At 63.7% G+C, this 16,738-nt stretch carries 14 protein-coding genes and 1 pseudogene; 3 read left to right on the top strand and 12 right to left on the bottom strand.

Annotation, left to right across the window (positions count from 1 at the left end; translation table 11 throughout):
* Window positions 1–60: 60 nt before the first annotated feature.
* Window positions 61–1,383 (bottom strand): annotated as a pseudogene (locus ACDH77_RS07705) (acyl-CoA dehydrogenase family protein).
* Window positions 1,384–1,471: 88 nt separating this feature from the next.
* On the opposite strand from ACDH77_RS07705, the gene ACDH77_RS07700 reads away from it, so the two are divergent.
* The 3 genes from ACDH77_RS07700 to metH all read left to right on the top strand — a co-directional run bounded on the left by ACDH77_RS07700 (window position 1,472) and on the right by metH (window position 6,514).
* On the top strand, window positions 1,472–2,467 hold the full coding sequence (locus tag ACDH77_RS07700) for an ArsR/SmtB family transcription factor (protein ID WP_008576541.1): 996 nt from the start codon (window positions 1,472–1,474) through the stop codon (window positions 2,465–2,467).
* Window positions 2,464–3,594, top strand: coding sequence for a homocysteine S-methyltransferase family protein (locus ACDH77_RS07695; protein ID WP_008576539.1), 1,131 nt, complete (start codon window positions 2,464–2,466; stop codon window positions 3,592–3,594). The genes ACDH77_RS07700 and ACDH77_RS07695 overlap by 4 nt, the downstream gene beginning before the upstream one ends.
* A 166-nt stretch (window positions 3,595–3,760) precedes the next feature.
* Window positions 3,761–6,514, top strand: coding sequence for a methionine synthase (gene metH / locus ACDH77_RS07690; RefSeq protein WP_031421989.1), 2,754 nt, complete (start codon window positions 3,761–3,763; stop codon window positions 6,512–6,514).
* 140 nt (window positions 6,515–6,654) lie between these two features.
* Here metH and ACDH77_RS07685 read toward each other — a convergent pair whose 3' ends face one another.
* From ACDH77_RS07685 to ACDH77_RS07635, 11 genes are all read right to left on the bottom strand, one after another.
* Window positions 6,655–7,860, bottom strand: coding sequence for an AGE family epimerase/isomerase (locus ACDH77_RS07685; protein WP_031421987.1), 1,206 nt, complete (start codon window positions 7,858–7,860; stop codon window positions 6,655–6,657).
* Entirely contained in the window at window positions 7,857–8,843 is a 987-nt protein-coding gene (locus ACDH77_RS07680; RefSeq protein WP_181388239.1) for a carbohydrate kinase, read from the bottom strand. The genes ACDH77_RS07685 and ACDH77_RS07680 overlap by 4 nt, the downstream gene beginning before the upstream one ends.
* Window positions 8,840–10,150, bottom strand: coding sequence for an L-fucose:H+ symporter permease (gene fucP / locus ACDH77_RS07675; protein ID WP_042773845.1), 1,311 nt, complete (start codon window positions 10,148–10,150; stop codon window positions 8,840–8,842). The genes ACDH77_RS07680 and fucP overlap by 4 nt, the downstream gene beginning before the upstream one ends.
* A 13-nt stretch (window positions 10,151–10,163) precedes the next feature.
* Window positions 10,164–11,339, bottom strand: coding sequence for a LacI family DNA-binding transcriptional regulator (locus ACDH77_RS07670; protein WP_372353810.1), 1,176 nt, complete (start codon window positions 11,337–11,339; stop codon window positions 10,164–10,166).
* Window positions 11,340–11,476: 137 nt separating this feature from the next.
* Window positions 11,477–12,328, bottom strand: a complete 852-nt coding sequence (locus tag ACDH77_RS07665; protein WP_031421979.1) for a transporter — start codon at window positions 12,326–12,328, stop codon at window positions 11,477–11,479.
* A 331-nt stretch (window positions 12,329–12,659) separates the two neighbouring features.
* On the bottom strand, window positions 12,660–13,394 hold the full coding sequence (locus ACDH77_RS07660; protein WP_014089817.1) for a DUF2058 domain-containing protein: 735 nt from the start codon (window positions 13,392–13,394) through the stop codon (window positions 12,660–12,662).
* A gap of 18 nt (window positions 13,395–13,412) precedes the next feature.
* Window positions 13,413–13,649: a SlyX family protein gene (locus tag ACDH77_RS07655; RefSeq protein ID WP_008576524.1), complete on the bottom strand. Its 237-nt coding sequence runs from the start codon at window positions 13,647–13,649 to the stop codon at window positions 13,413–13,415.
* Complete coding sequence (locus ACDH77_RS07650; RefSeq protein WP_109290666.1) at window positions 13,642–14,991, bottom strand: UDP-glucose/GDP-mannose dehydrogenase family protein; 1,350 nt, start codon at window positions 14,989–14,991, stop codon at window positions 13,642–13,644. Before ACDH77_RS07650 ends, ACDH77_RS07655 begins: the two co-directional genes overlap by 8 nt.
* A 25-nt stretch (window positions 14,992–15,016) precedes the next feature.
* A complete protein-coding gene (locus tag ACDH77_RS07645; RefSeq protein WP_223866234.1) occupies window positions 15,017–15,940 on the bottom strand; it encodes an FKBP-type peptidyl-prolyl cis-trans isomerase in 924 nt (307 codons plus the stop codon).
* Entirely contained in the window at window positions 15,858–16,043 is a 186-nt protein-coding gene (locus ACDH77_RS07640) for a hypothetical protein (RefSeq protein ID WP_223866235.1), read from the bottom strand. Before ACDH77_RS07640 ends, ACDH77_RS07645 begins: the two co-directional genes overlap by 83 nt.
* Before the next feature lie 30 nt (window positions 16,044–16,073).
* Window positions 16,074–16,631 (bottom strand): glutathione peroxidase, encoded by a 558-nt coding sequence (locus ACDH77_RS07635; protein WP_011346979.1) that lies wholly within the window; start codon window positions 16,629–16,631, stop codon window positions 16,074–16,076.
* Window positions 16,632–16,738 lie beyond the last annotated feature (107 nt).

Here is a 16,738-nt window from a genome sequence, read left to right as displayed (position 1 = left end):
GGGCTTCGCCGCGACCCTGTCGTGCCGCGCGCAGCGGCACCGCTGGAGCGCGCCAAGACCTCAGCGCAGCCCGGTCTCGCCGCGCGCGATCACCAGGCGCTGGATTTCCGAGGTGCCCTCGTAGATTTCGGTAATTTTGGCATCGCGGAGAGCGCTCCAGCGGTGCCGCGCGCAGCGGCACTGCTGGAGCGCGGCAAGACCTCAGCGCAGCCCGGTTTCGCCGCGCGCGATCACCAGGCGTTGAATTTCCGAGGTGCCCTCGTAGATTTCGGTAATTTTGGCATCACGAAAGTAGCGCTCCAGCGGCATTTCTTTCGAATACCCCATGCCGCCATGAATTTGCACCGCCTGATGGGTGATCCACATCGCCGCCTCGGATGCGGTGAGCTTGGCCACGGCCGCTTCGGTACCGAACTTTTGCCCCTGCCCCTTCAACCACGCCGCGCGCAACGTCAGCAGCAGCGCCGCATCCAGCTTGCACTTCATGTCGGCGATCTTGGCCTGGGTCATCTGGAACGTGCCGATCGCCGCGCCAAATGCCTTGCGCTCCTTGACGTAGGCCAGCGTGGCCTCATACGCCGCGCGTGCAATCCCGACCGCTTGCGAGGCAATGCCGATGCGCCCGGCATCCAGAACGCTCATCGCAGTCTTGAAACCCTCGCCTTCCACGCCCAGCACCTCGTCGGGCTGCGCAACGTAATCGGCAAACTCGATTTCGCAGGTGGCCGAGGCACGGATGCCGAGCTTGGGCTCGGTCTTGCCGCGATGAAAACCGGCGCGGTCGGTATCGACCATGAAGGCGGTGATGCCGCGCGAGCCCTTGTCCGGCTCGGTCACCGCAAACAACACGATGTATTTGGCCACCGGGCCGGAGGTAATCCAGCTCTTCTTGCCATTGATGACGAAGCTGCCATCGGCCTGCTTGACCGCGCGGCAGCGCATTGCCGAGGCATCCGAGCCGGACTGCGGCTCGGTTAGCGCGAACGCACCGATGTGCGTGCCCTCGGCGATCGCGCGCACGTACAGCTGCTTCTGCGCTTCGCTGCCGTTTTTGAGAATGCCGGTGCAAAACAGCGAGTTGTTGACCGAGACGATGGTGGAGTGCGCGCCATCGGCCGCGGCGATTTCGATCATCGCCAGCGCATAGCTGATCGGGTCCATGCCGGCGCCGCCGTACTCGACCGGCACCTCGATGCCCATCAGACCGTTTTCGCCAAGCAGGCGGATATTTTCCAGCGGGAATTCGCCGCTACGGTCGAATTGCTCGGCGCTGGGCGCGATCTTTTCCTGCGCGATGCGGCGCGCCACATCCTGGATCATCAATTGTTCTTCGGTAAAGCTGAAATCCACGTCGCACCCCTTCAGGCCTGAGCTGGACCCCATTGTAGCGCCAACCATTCGCATGCGTATGTAGTTGACCGCACCCGCCGCCGGCCCGAAAATATCTCCATATCGCGATATAGAGATATTCATGGATCTGGAAGACTGGTCGGCCCGCTTGAAGGTATTCGCCGACGCCACCCGAGTCCGCCTGCTGGCCTTGCTGGAGCAGGAAGAACTCACCGTGGCCGAGCTGTCGGCCATTACCCGGCTGGCGCAGCCGCGGGTGTCCACGCACCTGGCCAAACTCAAGGAAGCCGGGCTGGTCCGCGACCGCCGCGCCGGGGTATCGGCGTATTACCGCTTCGACGAAGTGTCGCTGGACCCGGCGCAGCGCGCGCTATGGCTGGCACTGAGCACCGGCAGCGACGATCCGTTGTTGCGCCAGGATGCCGAGCGCGTGGCCGCCGTGCTGGCCAACCGTGCCGCGGACCAGAACTGGGCCGATTCGGTGGCAGGCGACATGGAGCGGCATTACTCGCCCGGACGCACCTGGGAAGCGCTGGCGCGCACCGCCCTGCCCCTGCTGGAAACCGGCGACGTGCTCGATATCGCGTCCGGCGACGGCGTGCTGGCCGAACTGGTGGCACCGCATGCCACCCGCTATATCTGCATCGATACCAGCGCGCGCGTGGTTGCGGCCGCCAGCGAGCGCCTGCGCAAACTACGCAACGTGGAAGTGCGCGAAGGCGATATGCATGCGCTGCCATTCCCCGATGCCAGCTTCGACCTGGTGGTGCTGATGCACGCGCTGACTTACGCGGCCAAACCGGCGCAGGCGGTGGCCGAGTCGGCGCGCGTGCTGCGCCCGGGCGGCCGCCTGCTGCTGTGCAGCCTGGCCAAGCACGAACACCGCGCCGCGGTGCATGCGTACGGCCACGTCAATCTGGGGTTTGCTGCCAAGGAGCTGCGCAAGTTCGTTGAAAAAGCCGGGCTGGACGTCTCCAGCCTGGAGACGGTGACACGCGAAAAGCGCCCGCCCCATTTCGAAGTGATCTCGTTGATTGCTGTGAAGCCGGGAATGGGGAATCGGGATTCGGGAATCGCCGACCGCAGCGCCGCTGGCTCACGGAGCATCGCATCATGACGCCTGCAGCACTCCACTCCCCCGTTGCACATGCCCTGCCCTGGCTACGTCCCGAGCGCGCAGCCAAGCTCACCGCCGCGCTTGCCGAGCGCATCCTCATCATCGATGGCGCGATGGGCACCATGATCCAGCGCCACGATCTGCAGGAGCCCGATTACCGCGGCACCCGCTTTGCCGAGGGCTACGACAGTGCGCACGTGCACGGCCCCGGTTGCGACCACGCACACGTACCGCAGGGCCACGATCTGAAGGGCAACAACGATCTGCTGCTGTTGACCCGCCCGGAGATCATTGCCGGCATTCATCGCGCCTATCTGGATGCAGGTGCCGATCTACTGGAAACCAATACCTTCAACGCCACGTCGGTGAGCCAGGCCGACTATCACCTAGAACATCTGGTGTACGAGTTGAACAAGGCAGGCGCGCAAGTCGCGCGCGCCTGTTGCGACGAAGTCGAGGCGTTGACTCCGCACAAACCGCGCTTTGTGATCGGCGTGCTCGGCCCCACCAGCCGTACCGCCTCCATCAGCCCCGATGTCAACGATCCCGGCTACCGCAACACCAGTTTCGATGCACTGCGCGAAACCTATCGCGAGGCCATCGAGGGCTTGATCGATGGCGGCGCGGATACGCTGATGGTGGAAACCATCTTCGACACGCTCAACGCCAAGGCCGCGTTGTATGCGATCGAAGAGGTCTTCGAGGCACGCGGCGGGCGTTTGCCGGTGATGGTTTCCGGCACCATCACCGACGCATCCGGGCGCACCTTGTCCGGACAGACTGCCGAAGCGTTTTATGCATCGGTCGCGCACGGCAGGCCGTTGTCGATCGGCTTGAATTGTGCGCTCGGCGCCAAGGATCTGCGCCCGCACGTGGAAACCTTGGCGCAGATCGCCGACGCCTATGTCAGCGCGCATCCGAACGCCGGCTTGCCGAATGCCTTCGGCGAATACGACGAGACGCCGGAAGAAATGGCGTCCACGCTACGCGAATTCGCACAGGCCGGCCTGCTCAACCTGGTCGGCGGCTGTTGCGGTACCTCTCCGGACCATATCCGCGCCATCGCCGAAGCGGTCGCCGATTTGCCACCGCGGCAACTGCCTGGCGCACCAGAGCTGGCGGCGTGATGCGTCAGGCTCACCCTCATCCACCCTTTGCGCACCTTCTCCCGCCTGCGCGAGCAGGTGGCGCGCAGCGCCGGATGAGGGCTGCATTGCACCGCGCCCGAGGCCCGGGCCGTGAACACCCACTCACCACGACCGATCGCGCCGTCATCGTCCAGCAGAGCCTTGCATGAGCACTCCCCGCTACACCCGCCTGTCCGGCCTTGAGCCGCTGGTCATTACGCCGGACCTGTTGTTCGTCAACGTCGGCGAGCGCACCAACGTCACCGGCAGCGCGCAGTTCCGCAAGCTGATCAAGGAGGAGCGCTACGAGGAAGCGGTGGAGGTCGCGCGTCAGCAGGTGGACAGCGGTGCGCAGATCCTCGACGTCAACATGGACGAAGGCCTGATCGATTCGGAGAAGGCGATGACGCGCTTTCTCAACCTGATCATGTCCGAGCCGGATATCGCGCGCATTCCGGTGATGGTGGATTCGTCCAAGTGGAGCGTCATCGAAGCGGGATTGAAATGCCTGCAAGGCAAGAGCGTGGTCAACTCCATTTCGCTCAAGGAAGGCGAAGCAGTGTTCATCGAACACGCCCGCAAGGTATTGCGCTACGGCGCCGCCGCGGTGGTGATGGCCTTCGACGAGGCGGGCCAGGCCGACACCTGCGCGCGCAAGGTCGAGATCTGCACGCGCGCCTACACGCTGCTGACCGAGCAGGTTGGCTTTCCGCCGGAAGACATCATCTTCGACCCGAACATCTTTGCCGTGGCCACCGGCATCGAAGAGCACGACAACTACGCGGTGGACTTCATCGAAGCCACCCGCATCATCAAGGACACGCTGCCGCACTGCCATGTGTCCGGCGGCGTTTCCAACGTCTCGTTCTCCTTCCGCGGCAACGAAACCGTACGCCAGGCAATCCACTCGGTGTTCCTGTTCCATGCGATCAAGGCCGGCATGGACATGGGCATCGTCAATGCCGGCGGCATGCCGATCTACGACGAGCTGGATCCGGAACTACGCGAACGCGTGGAGGACGTGATCCTCAACCGGCGCCGCGACGGCACCGAACGTCTGCTGGAAATCGCCGAGCGCTACAAGGGCACCAAGGGCGCGGCGAAAGTCGAAGACCTGGCCTGGCGCGACAAGCCGGTCCGCGCGCGCCTGGCGCATGCGCTGGTGCACGGCATCGACGCATTCGTGGAAACCGACACCGAAGAAGCGCGCCAGCATTCCACGCGCCCTCTGGACGTGATTGAAGGCCCGCTGATGGACGGCATGAACGTGGTGGGCGATCTGTTCGGCGCCGGCAAGATGTTTTTGCCGCAGGTGGTCAAGTCCGCGCGCGTGATGAAAAAGGCGGTGGCCTATCTGCTGCCCTTCATCGAAGCGGAAAAACTGCGCACCGGCGATGTCGGCAAGTCCAACGGCAAGATCATCATGGCAACCGTCAAGGGCGACGTACACGACATCGGCAAGAACATCGTCGGCGTGGTGTTGGCCTGCAACAACTTCGATGTGGTGGATCTGGGCGTGATGGTCTCGGCGCAGGTGATCCTGGATCGCGCTCGCGAAGAAAACGCGGATCTGATCGGGCTGTCCGGCCTCATCACGCCATCTCTGGAAGAAATGTCGCATGTGGCGCGCGAGATGCAGCGGCAGGGCTTTGACATTCCGTTGTTGATCGGCGGCGCAACGACCTCGCGCGCGCACACCGCGCTGAAGATCGACCCGCACTACACCGCGCCCACCGTGTGGGTGAAGGACGCCTCGCGTGCCGTGGGCGTGGCGCAGTCGCTGATCTCGCGCGACCTGCGCCAGGCCTTCGTTGCCGCCAACGATGCCGATTACGCGGAAATCCGCGCACGCCACCGTAACCGCGGCGATGCCAAGCGCCTGGTGTCGCTCGAAAAAGCCCGTGCGCAGCGCTTCGACGGCGATTGGGACACCTACACTCCACCGGCCCCACGCCAGCCAGGCATCCACGTTTTCGACGACTACCCGTTGCAGGAGCTGATCGAACTCATCGACTGGACGCCGTTCTTTCAGGCATGGGAGCTGGCCGGCAAGTTCCCGGCGATTCTCAGCGACGAAATCGTCGGCACCCAGGCCAGCGAGCTGTATCGCGACGCACGCCGCATGCTCAAGCGCATCGTCGAAGAGAAGTGGCTGACGGCCAAGGCCGTGTTCGGGCTGTGGCCGGCAAATAGCGTTGGAGACGATGTTGTCGTCCTGACGGAGCCGGCAGAATCGGGAATCGGGAACCGGGAATTGCAAGGCGATGCCCGCACACTCGACCATTCCCGATTCTCCATCCCCCATTCCCTGCACTTCTTGCGCCAGCAAGTCGACAAGCCCATCGACCGCCCCGACTTCTGCCTGGCCGATTTCGTCGCTCCCAAGAGCAGCGGCAAGCAGGACTGGATCGGCGCGTTCGCGGTCACTGCCGGCATCGGTATCGATGCGCATGTGGCCCGGTTCGAAGCGGCGCACGACGACTACAACTCCATCCTGCTCAAGGCGTTGGCCGACCGTCTGGCAGAGGCGCTGGCCGAGCGGCTGCATCAACGCGTGCGCACCGAGTTCTGGGGTTATGCGGAGGACGAAGCGTTGGACAACGAAGCCTTGATCGCCGAGCGCTATCGCGGCATCCGCCCGGCTCCCGGCTACCCGGCTTGCCCGGAACACAGCGAAAAACGCACCTTGTTCGATCTGCTCGATGCCGAGCGCAACGCCGACATGTCGCTGACCGAAAGCTTTGCGATGCTGCCCACTGCCGCGGTCTCCGGTTATTACTTCAGCCATCCCAAGAGCCAATACTTCGTGGTCGGGCGACTAAGCAAAGAACAGGTGGCCGATTATGCAAAGCGCAAGAGCATCACGCTGGCATTGGCCGAGCGTTGGCTGGCATCGAATCTGGATTACGACCCGGAGTAAGGGCATCTGCTGACCGCAGATATCGTAGGAGCGCACCCGGGCGCGATGGGGGTCTTATCGGTAAAGCCTCATCGCGCCCGGGTGCGCTCCTGCGCGGCAACGCCACCGCATTGCGCGGCGGCGCCTGGATTACGCCAGCATCAAGCAGCCGGCCGCAACACGTTCAAGACTTCGTAGCACGCGCCCATGGTGTGGTAATCGGTCTTACCCGCCGGGCTTTTCTCATCGCTGTACTTGCGGTTGTCCGCATCCAGGATGCGATACCACGCGCCATACTGATGGTCGATCATGTGCGCCCACGAATAGGCCCACAGCTTGTCGTACCACTGCCAGTAGCGATCGTCGCCGCTGCGCTGCGCCAGCAATGCAGCAGCGGCCAACGACTCGGCCTGCACCCAGAAATACTTGTCGTCGTCGCAGACATTGCCCTCAGGGTCGAAGCCGTAATACAGCCCACCGCGCTGCGTGTCCCATGAGCGCTCCACTGCCACGTCGAACAGATGCTGCGCGGTCGGCAGCAACCAGTCGGCCGGCGCATACCGATCCAGCAGCATCAGCAGCTTGGCCCATTCGGTCTGATGGCCGGGCTGAAAACCCCACGGGCGGAACAGGTGCTTGGGATTGTCGCGGTTGTAGTCCCAATCGATGTTCCACTGCGGGTTGTAATGCTCCCACACCAGCCCATCGGCCTTGGCGGCCTGGCGCCGGGTCATGTTCTCGGCCAGCACCAGCGCGCGATCGAGATAACGCTGCTCGCCGCTGGCCTCGTACGCGGCGATCATCGCCTCGCACATATGCATGTTGGCGTTCTGGCCGCGGTAGCTGGTGAAGTTGAATTGCGCGTCGGCTTCGTCGCGATACAGCCCGAACTCCGCTTCCCAGAAATGTTTTTCCAGCAGCTGCCAGGTTTCGTCCATCCACGCGCGTGCCTCATCGACACCGGCCTTCAAACCACACGCATACGCCAGCAACACGAAGGCCACGCCGTAGCAGTGATTCATGTCGTCTTCGACCACGCCATCGCGCAGCGTCCACGCATAACCGCCGGTTTGCGGATTGCGATGCACATTGCGCAGATAGTCCAGCCCGTGACGTACCGCCTGCAGGTACGCAGCATCGCCAAACTCGCGGTAGGCCATTGCGTAGTTGAAAACGAAGCGCGTACTGCTGACCAGGTGCCGATGCCCGGCATCGTAGATCGAACCGTCATCGCGGAAATACTGGAAAAACCCACCTGCCGGATCGATCGCGCGCGGATGGTAGAACGCCATGGTGTCGGCGATGTGCTGGCGCAAGACGTCAGCCGAACGGAAATCGGGTGCGGGTGTTGCAGGCAAACGGCTCATGATTGTTCCTGGATCAAGGAATGGACTTCATCGATGCTCGGCATTGCCGCGAACGCGCCCTTGCGCGTCACCGCCAGCGCGCCGACCGCGGCAGCAAACCGAATCACCTCATTGATTGCCGCGGAATCGCCGCATAGCTGCTCCAGCGATGCAGCACGCGTTGCCAGCTGATACAGCAGCCCGCCGACGAACGCATCGCCAGCGGCGGTGCTATCGCGCACCTGCACCTGGAACGCCGGCACCTGGCCCGCATCGGTGCGTGTCTGCCAATGCACCGGTCCGCCGCCATCGGTGACCAGCAACCAACTGGCCCTGCCCTGCCACAGCTTTTGCGTCACCGCACCGGCATCGCCATCGAGCGTTCCCGCCAGATACTCAAGCTCCTCGCGCGAAAGCTTGACCACATCGGCCAACGCCAGCGCCTCCCATAGCAACGCCGCCGGATCGACATCCTGCGGCCACAGCATCGGGCGCAGGTTGAGGTCAAGGCTGACGATGGCGCCATCGGCGCGCGCACGGCGCATGCCGTCGAGCGTGCACTGGGCAATCTCCGGCTCGGTCATGCTGTTGGAGCACACATGCAATACCGCTGCCTGCGTAAACCCGTCCGCGGCGAAGTGCTCGGGACGGAACAACAGGTCCGCTGCCGGTGGACGGTAGAAACTGAAACTGCGTTCGCCCGCGTCGTCCAACGCAACGAACGCCAACGCAGTCTTGGCCTGATCGGTGCGCACGATGCCATCGGTCGCCACGCCGGACTGCTGCAGGCTTTGCAGCAGGAAATCGCCGAACATGTCGCGCCCGAGCATGCCGACGAAATGCGCAGCACCCCCCAGGCGCGCCACCGCAACGGCGACATTGGCCGGCGCACCGCCGGCATATTGCGCAAAGGTACGCGCCTGGTCCGGGCCGGCCTGCGGCAACGCCAGCATGTCGATCAGCGCTTCGCCGAAACACACTACCTGATGCTTGGTCGCACTCATGCGCGTGCCTCCGCCAGTGCGCCGCGCAACCGCGAGCCCCAGATACCGTAGAACACGATGTACAGGTAGCACAGCAACGGCAGCACGAACGACTCATGCAGGCCGATGCTGTCTGCCAGCAGCCCTTGCAGATACGGCACGATCGCACCGCCGACAATGGCCATGATCAGCAAGCTCGAGGCGCGCCCGGTCAGCGCGCCAAGCCGTTCGATACCCAGGGTGAAGATGGTGGGGAACATGATCGAATTGAACAGGCCGATCGCCACCAGCGCATATACCGCCAACATGCCGCCGCTGGCCATGGTCAGGCCCAGCAACACCGCATTGATGGCCGCGAACACCGACAACAACACGCGCGGCGACAACTTGGCCAGCAGCGCCGAGCCGATGAAACGGCCGATCATCGCCAGCGTCCAGTAGGCCGACACGTACTTGGTTGCCTCACGCTCGGTGAACCCACCGATCTGCGGCAGCGAGAAGTAATTGACCATCAGGCTGCCGATGGCCACTTCTGCGCCCACATAGAAGAAGATCGCCAACACACCGAAGCGCACATGCGGGTGTTGCAAGGCATCGAGCAAGGAATGCTTGCTGTCGTCTTTCTGTGCGCTGGCGTCGGTCAGTGCCGGCAGACGGAACAAGAACACGAAAATCGCCAGCAAGAACAGCACGATACCCAGCCCGATGTACGGGCCTTGCACGGCCTGCGCTTCCTGCACGCGATAAGCCAGTTGCTCGGCTTCCGGCAGGGCCTTCAGCTGGTCGCCGCTCATCACTGTGTTGGAGAGGATCAACCAGCCGCCCAACAGCGGCGCGATCGCGGTACCGAGCGAATTCAACGCCTGGGCCAGGGTCAGGCGACTGGAGGCGCTGCGCTCGGGCCCCAGCAAGGCGACGTAGGGATTGGCGGCCACCTGCAGGATGGTGATGCCGGTGGCCAGCACGAACAATGCGCCGAGAAAAGCGCTGTACACGCGCAGTTCCGCCGCCGGCCAGAAACCCAGCGCGCCGACCGCCGCCACCGCCAACCCGGCCACGATGCCCTGCTTGTAGCCCAACCGATTCACCAGCCAACCGGCCGGCAGCGACATCAGGAAGTACGCACCGAAGAAGGTGAACTGCACCAGCATCGCCTGCGCGAAATTGAGCTCGAACACCGCCTTCAGATGCGGGATCAGGATGTCGTTGAGGCAGGTCAGAAAGCCCCACATGAAAAAGATCGTGGTGACCACCGACAACGCGACGCCGTTGTTGACGGGCGCCTTGTTGCCGCTGGGCACGGAGGATTGCGTGGAAAGGGAAACCATAGGGATTGCCTGGTCAGCGGCCGGAGGCCTTGGTGGGGGAATGGGCGGATGGACCGCTTGGGGGAGGTGATGACATTCGCGCTGTCGGTCCGCAGGCGCTGCTCGCGCGAATATTCAAGGCAACTGCGGCGGTCAGCTGTTGTGCGGCGAGCTCGGGGCTACCGATGCGTTGCAGTACCAGCTGCGCAGCCTGCCTGCCGCGTGCACGCGGGTCTGCAGCCAGGGTGGTCAATGCAGGCGTGAACAGCGCCGCTTCGGCGATGTCGTCGAAGCCGGTCACCGCAAAGTCGCGGCCGGGCACGATGCCGTGCCTGGCCAGGGCCGCCATCAGACCGAGCGCAACGCTGTCGTTGTAGCAAACCGCTGCAGTCGCAGCCTGCGCCGCAGTGCTCAGCAAGCGCGCACCGCACAGTGCGGCGTCCTGGCGATTTGGAGCCGACTCGACGTAATGCGTTTCCAGGTCCGCCTCCTGCATCGCGCGCGCATAGCCGGCGCGACGCTGCCGGCAGGAACTGGATGCGGCATGCCCACCGAAGAACACGATACGCCGATGACCTTGCGCAATCAGGTGCGAGCAGGCCTCGAACGCGCCTTGTGCGTTGTCCAGCGCCAGCAGATCCCATTGCGCACCCTCCACCTCGCGATTGAACAGCACCACGTTGCGTTGGCGGCCGAGCACCTGGGTCAACGCCTGCGCCTGGCTGCCTTCGGCCGGCGACAGGATGATGCCCGCCGGCGTGTGCTCCATCAGCGAGGTCAGCACTGCCTGTTGACGCTGCGTCGATTCGCCGGTGCTGCCGAGCAAGGTGACATAGCCGGCTGCGCCCAGTGCCTCGTCCACACCGGCGGCGAACTCGGCAAAAAACGGGTTGGACAAATCGTTGATGACCAGCGCGACGCTGGACGAGGTGCGTTGGCGCAAATTCGCCGCGGCGCGGTTGTAGACGTAATTCTGCCGATCCAACTCGGCCTCCACGCACGCGCGCGTGCTTGCATGCACAAGCGGGCTCCCGCGCAGCACCAGCGACACCGTCGCGCGCGAGACACCGATGGCGCTGGCGATATCGCGTAGCGTCACCGCGCCGCGCCGCGCGCCCGGCGTACCATTGTCCGCAGTCATCTCGGGTGTCGGCTTGGCTGGCGTCACGTGGCGAGCCTTGCGGTGGAAAAAAGACGCATGCAGTGGCATCAAATTGGATCGATCCAATTAGGCCTCTTCCGCGCAGTCAATGCATGCGGCAGTGCAACATACTTCATTTCGCAAGAGGCCAAGCCCAGGTCAACGCACCGACTGGCCAGTGATCCGACAGCGGCGGTTCGCACCAGTCACTCAAACGCGATCGATAGCCCGATGCCACCTTGCCAGTCCGGGCTTTCCGAGGTCAGTCCCCGCAACACCGACACATCCAGCTGCATCGCATGCGGCAGCTGCCAGGCGCCACCCGCGCCGGCCACGCGCGAATGCGCGCTGCCGGTGTCCACGCCCGCTTCCACATAGCTACTGAAATGGTCGCCGGAAAAAAACGTGTAATTGGGCGCGAAGGTCCAGGTGTGCCCGTCGTCATCGCGCGCGTAATTGACGTACAACGCGATGGCACGCTGCTGCGCCAGATCCCAGGATGCAGTCACACCGAGTTCGCGCGAGTAGCCGTCGCTGAAGGCCGGGCTGCCGGTCGGGATGCTGTAAGTGCCCAGCGCAGCCCAATGAAAGCTCTCCGAACGCGATGGCAAGGCCACCTTCAATCCGACACTGCTATCCCCGCCGCCACGTACCCGCACGCCCCCACCATGCTGCCAGTTATAGCTGTCGCTCCCGAGTTGCAGTTCGACATTCTGGAACAACCCCAGACGCAGCAGCGTGTCGGCGGTGTATTGAGTCGTGCGCTGCCCGTCGCTGCGGTCGGTACTTGCATCCGGCAAGCCCTGCTCCCAGGCAAACGCACCTGGCTGCAACGCCTCCGCAGCGAATGGAATGCCCGGCCGGTCGAACGCCGGCGCATCGTCTGTCTGCGCGGCGGCGTGCCCGCTAGCCACGCACAGCGCAAGCATCACCAAGGCCGACGCCGTTCGGCGCGGCGCCTGCACCGGCACCGGCACGCGACTGAAGGCACGACTGTCGACGGCCGCCACGACGTTGAGTGTCAGGAATTTCGACGACAGGGACATATGCAGCACCATTGGCAGGACGGAGCAACCGAGCAGGGACGAGGGCGCGGCAAAAGGCGCCGGCCTGCATCGACACGTCACGGCGCGCATGGTGCCGCGCCACCCGTGACCGGCTTGTATAGCGTCGCGCTGCGTGTTGTCTTCCGCGCCAGCTGTCGGGGTGAGCCCCGATGGCCTTGCATGAAGCACCATGGTCAAGCAACCAACCCGCATTCTGCGCCAGACAATCCGATGACCGCCCTCTGGCTTGCGCGGTGGCTACGCGCCTATTGCCTGGGGAAAATGCAATGAAAATGGGCACCCGCAGGTGCCCATGTACAACACACACCACGCATCGGGCGTTCTACCAGACTAGGTCGTCGGGCACCTGATACTTCGGATCAGCGTACGGGTCATCGCCCGCTGGTGCGTTCGGGTCCACCTTCAAGGCGACCGATGGGGCGAACACCGCCTCGGCTTCGGCAAGCAGCTCGGCAGTCACCAGCAGATAGCGTCCGTTGAGTTGCAGCACACCCAGCTCGCCGGCGTTGAGCGCCTTGAGCTGATCGGCGGTGACGTAGATGCGCTTGATCTTGCCGCCATACGGAAAATGCCGGGCGATATCCGCAGCGGCATCATTCAAACCCTTGTCCTTCACCAGCGCTTCGAGCTTGGCCTTGGCTTCGCGACGCAGGCGTGCTTCTTCCTGCTTCACTCGCTCGGCTTCGATGCGCTCGTCCTTCTCGCGCTGCGCACGAATCGCATAGGCCTTGGCCAGATCGATATCTTCGCGCGTGCGTGCCGGCCGGGGGCCGTGACGGTCTGCAGCGGCATGCTGCGGACGCGGCGCTGCGCCGGGCTTGCCGTCATGCCGACGCTCGGGCCTGCCAGCGGGTTTGCGCTCGCCATTGCCGTCGGTTGACGCGGCGGCATGCGGCCGCTGCGGTCCCCTGCCCTGGCCCGGCCGATTCCCTCCGGGTGCTGGCTTGCCGCCATTGCCATGTGCACGCGCTGCAGGCCGTGCGTCGGGTTTGCGTTCGGGCTTGGGCGCGGACTTGAAGCCCAACCCAAGCAACTGGTCACGTAAGGTATCGCTCATGGCGGCGGCAATCTGCAATCAATAGTGCGGAGGCGGCGGTTCGTCCGCTGCATCGGCAAACAATGTGGAGCGCACCTTGCCCAGATCCTCGAGCAGGTGGCGGATCAGTTCGGCGTTGCGTGCACCCGTCAAACGGGCGTCTGCAAGTGCTTCACTCAGTTCGTTGAGCGCCTGCTCCTGAAAGGACAGGCGCGTTTCCAATTCGATCAACCGCGCTTCCAGCGCGCGGTCGTGCAGCGGGAGTTGCTCATGCATATAACGAACGGCCTCGTCCAATGGCGTAGTACGCCAGACCTGCGGCTTCGATCTCCTGCGGGTCGTAAAGGTTGCGGCCGTCGAAGACGACATCGTCCTTCAAGGCCTGCTTGATCTTGCCGAAGTCCGGGCTGCGGAACTGCTTCCACTCGGTGACCACGACCAGGGCGTCGGCACCTTCCAGTGCAGAAAAGGCATCGTCGCAATACGCCAGATCATCGCGCTCGCCGAAGATGCGCCTGGCTTCGCGAGTGGCTTCAGGGTCGTAGGCGCGCACGGTGGCACCGGCTTTCCACAACTGTTCCATCAGGCGACGGCTGGACGCAGCACGCATGTCGTCGGTATTGGGCTTGAACGCCAGACCCCACACCGCGAAGGTCTTGCCGGCCACACTGCCGGTGCCCTCGGCACCGTAATGCCGCTGCACCAATTCGAACAGATGGCCCTTTTGCGCGTTATTGACGCTTTCCACTGCCTCGAGCAGGGTCGGCCGCATGCCGTACTGCTCGGCTGTCTTGGCCAATGCCTGCACGTCCTTCGGGAAGCACGAGCCGCCGTAGCCGGCGCCGGGATAGATGAAGTGCCAGCCAATACGCGGATCCGAACCGATGCCGTTGCGCACGTGCTCGACGTCGGCACCGACACGCTCGGCAATGGTGGCAATCTCGTTCATGAAACTGATCTTGGTCGCCAGCATCGCGTTGGCCGCGTACTTGGTCAGCTCGGCCGACCGCACGTCCATTTCCACGATGCGATCGCGATTGCGGTTGAACGGTGCGTACAGCCGCCGCATGCGCGCAATGGCCGCCGGCTTCTTGGCACCAATCACGATGCGGTCCGGGCGCATGCAGTCGGCCACCGCGTCGCCTTCCTTGAGGAATTCGGGGTTGGAGACGACATCGACCTCGTGCGCAACCCCGCGCGCGGCCAGTTCTTCCTGGATCGCCACGCGCACGATGTCGGCCGTGCCGACCGGCACGGTGGACTTGTTGACCACGATCGCCGGGCCGTCGATATGCCGGCCCACCGTGCGCGCAACTGCCAGCACGTATTGCAGGTCGGCACTCCCGTCCTGGTCAGCCGGCGTGCCGACGGCAATGAAGGTGATCTCGCCATGCGCGATGGCTGCAGCCGCATCGCTGGTGAAGCGCAACCGGCCGGCGGCATGGTTGGCCTTCACCATCGGCTCCAGGCCGGGCTCATAGATCGGAATCAGCCCGCGATTGAGGGCATCAAGCTTGGCTTGATCGATATCCACGCAGACGACCTGGTGCCCCACTTCGGCCAGGCAGGCACCGGTCACAAGACCCACGTAGCCGGTGCCGAAGATCGCAACGCGCATGGAATAGAATGCCTGCCGCGGAAGATCAGGGAAGGATACCCATCAGCTCGACATCGAACGTCAACGTTGCGTCAGGTCCGATCGGCCCGCCTTGCGTGCCGTTCGGGCCATAGGCCAGGTTGGACGGAATCCAGAAACGGTATTTCGAACCGACCGGCATCAACGCGACGCCCTCGGTCCAACCGGGGATGACTTGATCCAGACCAAACTCCGCCGGCTGGCCGCGCTGGTAGGAACTGTCGAAGACCTGCCCGTTGAGCAGCTTGCCTTCGTAGTTCACACGCACCTTGCTGGTCCGCATCGGGCGCTCGCCGCTGCCCTGGCGCAACACCATGTACTGCAGGCCGGACGCGGTGGTGATCACGCCCTTCTCGGTCTTGTTCTTGGCAAGGAACTCATTGCCTTGCTTGCGATTGTTGGCAGCGGCGGCACCCTGCTTGGCAGAGGCGAATGCCTGCATGGTGGCTGCGGCTTCCTGCTGGGTCAGACGCGTGGTGCCCTTGGCGAACACGGTACGCACCGCTTCCATCAGGATCGACAGATCGATCTCGTCCTTGATGCCGGCCAGCGACGGACCAACCGCACGATCGCCGAGCATCAGGCCGACATTTTCCTTGGACGGTGCGGCCGGCGCGGCGCCCGGCGCCATGCCTGGCACCTGCTGGCCATTGCGGGCAGCGAGCGCGGTACGCAATGCGGTGTCGGTGGCCTGGGTCTGCTCATCCGACAACAGCGGCTTGCCGCCCTTGAATGCATTTTCGATGGCGCGTTGCATCGCGTTCACATCGATGTCCTGAGCAATCGGCTCGAACGAACGTGCCACGTCCATACCGATGGCGTAGCTCACGTCCTCGCGCGTGCTCTTGTCAGACGATGCATTCAAAGCTGGCTTCTCCTTGGTGGCCGCTGCGGCCGGTTGCTGCGACATCGCCGGCATCGATGCCGACATTGCCACCATCAGTAACGACGCCGCCGCGCCGCGCTTTCCCATCTTCATTCGATGCACTTCCCAAAAGTGAAAAGACACGCCACCGATGGCGCTGAATGCGCATTGTCGCATGCGCGCGCGGCGATGCGAGTGCTCAGTGCGCCGGTGCCTTGAGCTCGCGTTCGATTGCTGCCAGCACGCTCGGATCGTCCGGTTTGATCTTGCTGGGGAACTGCGCAACCACCCGGCCATCGCGACTGATCAGATACTTGTGGAAGTTCCAGCCCGGCGCCACGCCAGTGGCCTGGGTCAGGCGCTGATACAGCGGCGTTGCCTGCGCACCCAGCACATGGACCTTTTCGAACATCGGGAACTTCACCCCATAGGTCAGCGTGCAGAATTCCTGGATCTGTTTCTCCGATCCCGGTTCCTGTCCCTGGAAATCGTTGGATGGAAAACCCAGCACCGTGAAGCCGCGGCTGCCGAAGCGCTGGTTGAGCGCTTCCAGCCCCTCGTACTGCGGGGTGAAGCCGCACTTGCTGGCGGTATTGACCACCATGACGACCTTGCCGCCGTAGGTACGGTTCAGGTTGATTGGCGTCTTGCCGGCCAGCGGCCGGTATTCCACATCCAGTACCGGAGTGCCGGCAGCGAACGCGGATGTTGCAAAAAAGCCAGTCAATACAAGAGCTAGCAGACGATTGAGCAACATGAGCAATGCCCTTCGAAAGTTGAGGCGGCGCACCGATAAGGGGTGCCATCAGTTGGGGATGACAAACAGTTGACTGCCTGCGTGTCGGTGTTATAGTTGAATACAAC

The organism is Xanthomonas axonopodis pv. maculifoliigardeniae, from assembly GCF_041519315.1.
Classification (GTDB): Bacteria; Pseudomonadota; Gammaproteobacteria; order Xanthomonadales; family Xanthomonadaceae; genus Xanthomonas; species Xanthomonas euvesicatoria.
This window is presented reverse-complemented; position numbering and strand designations above follow the sequence as displayed.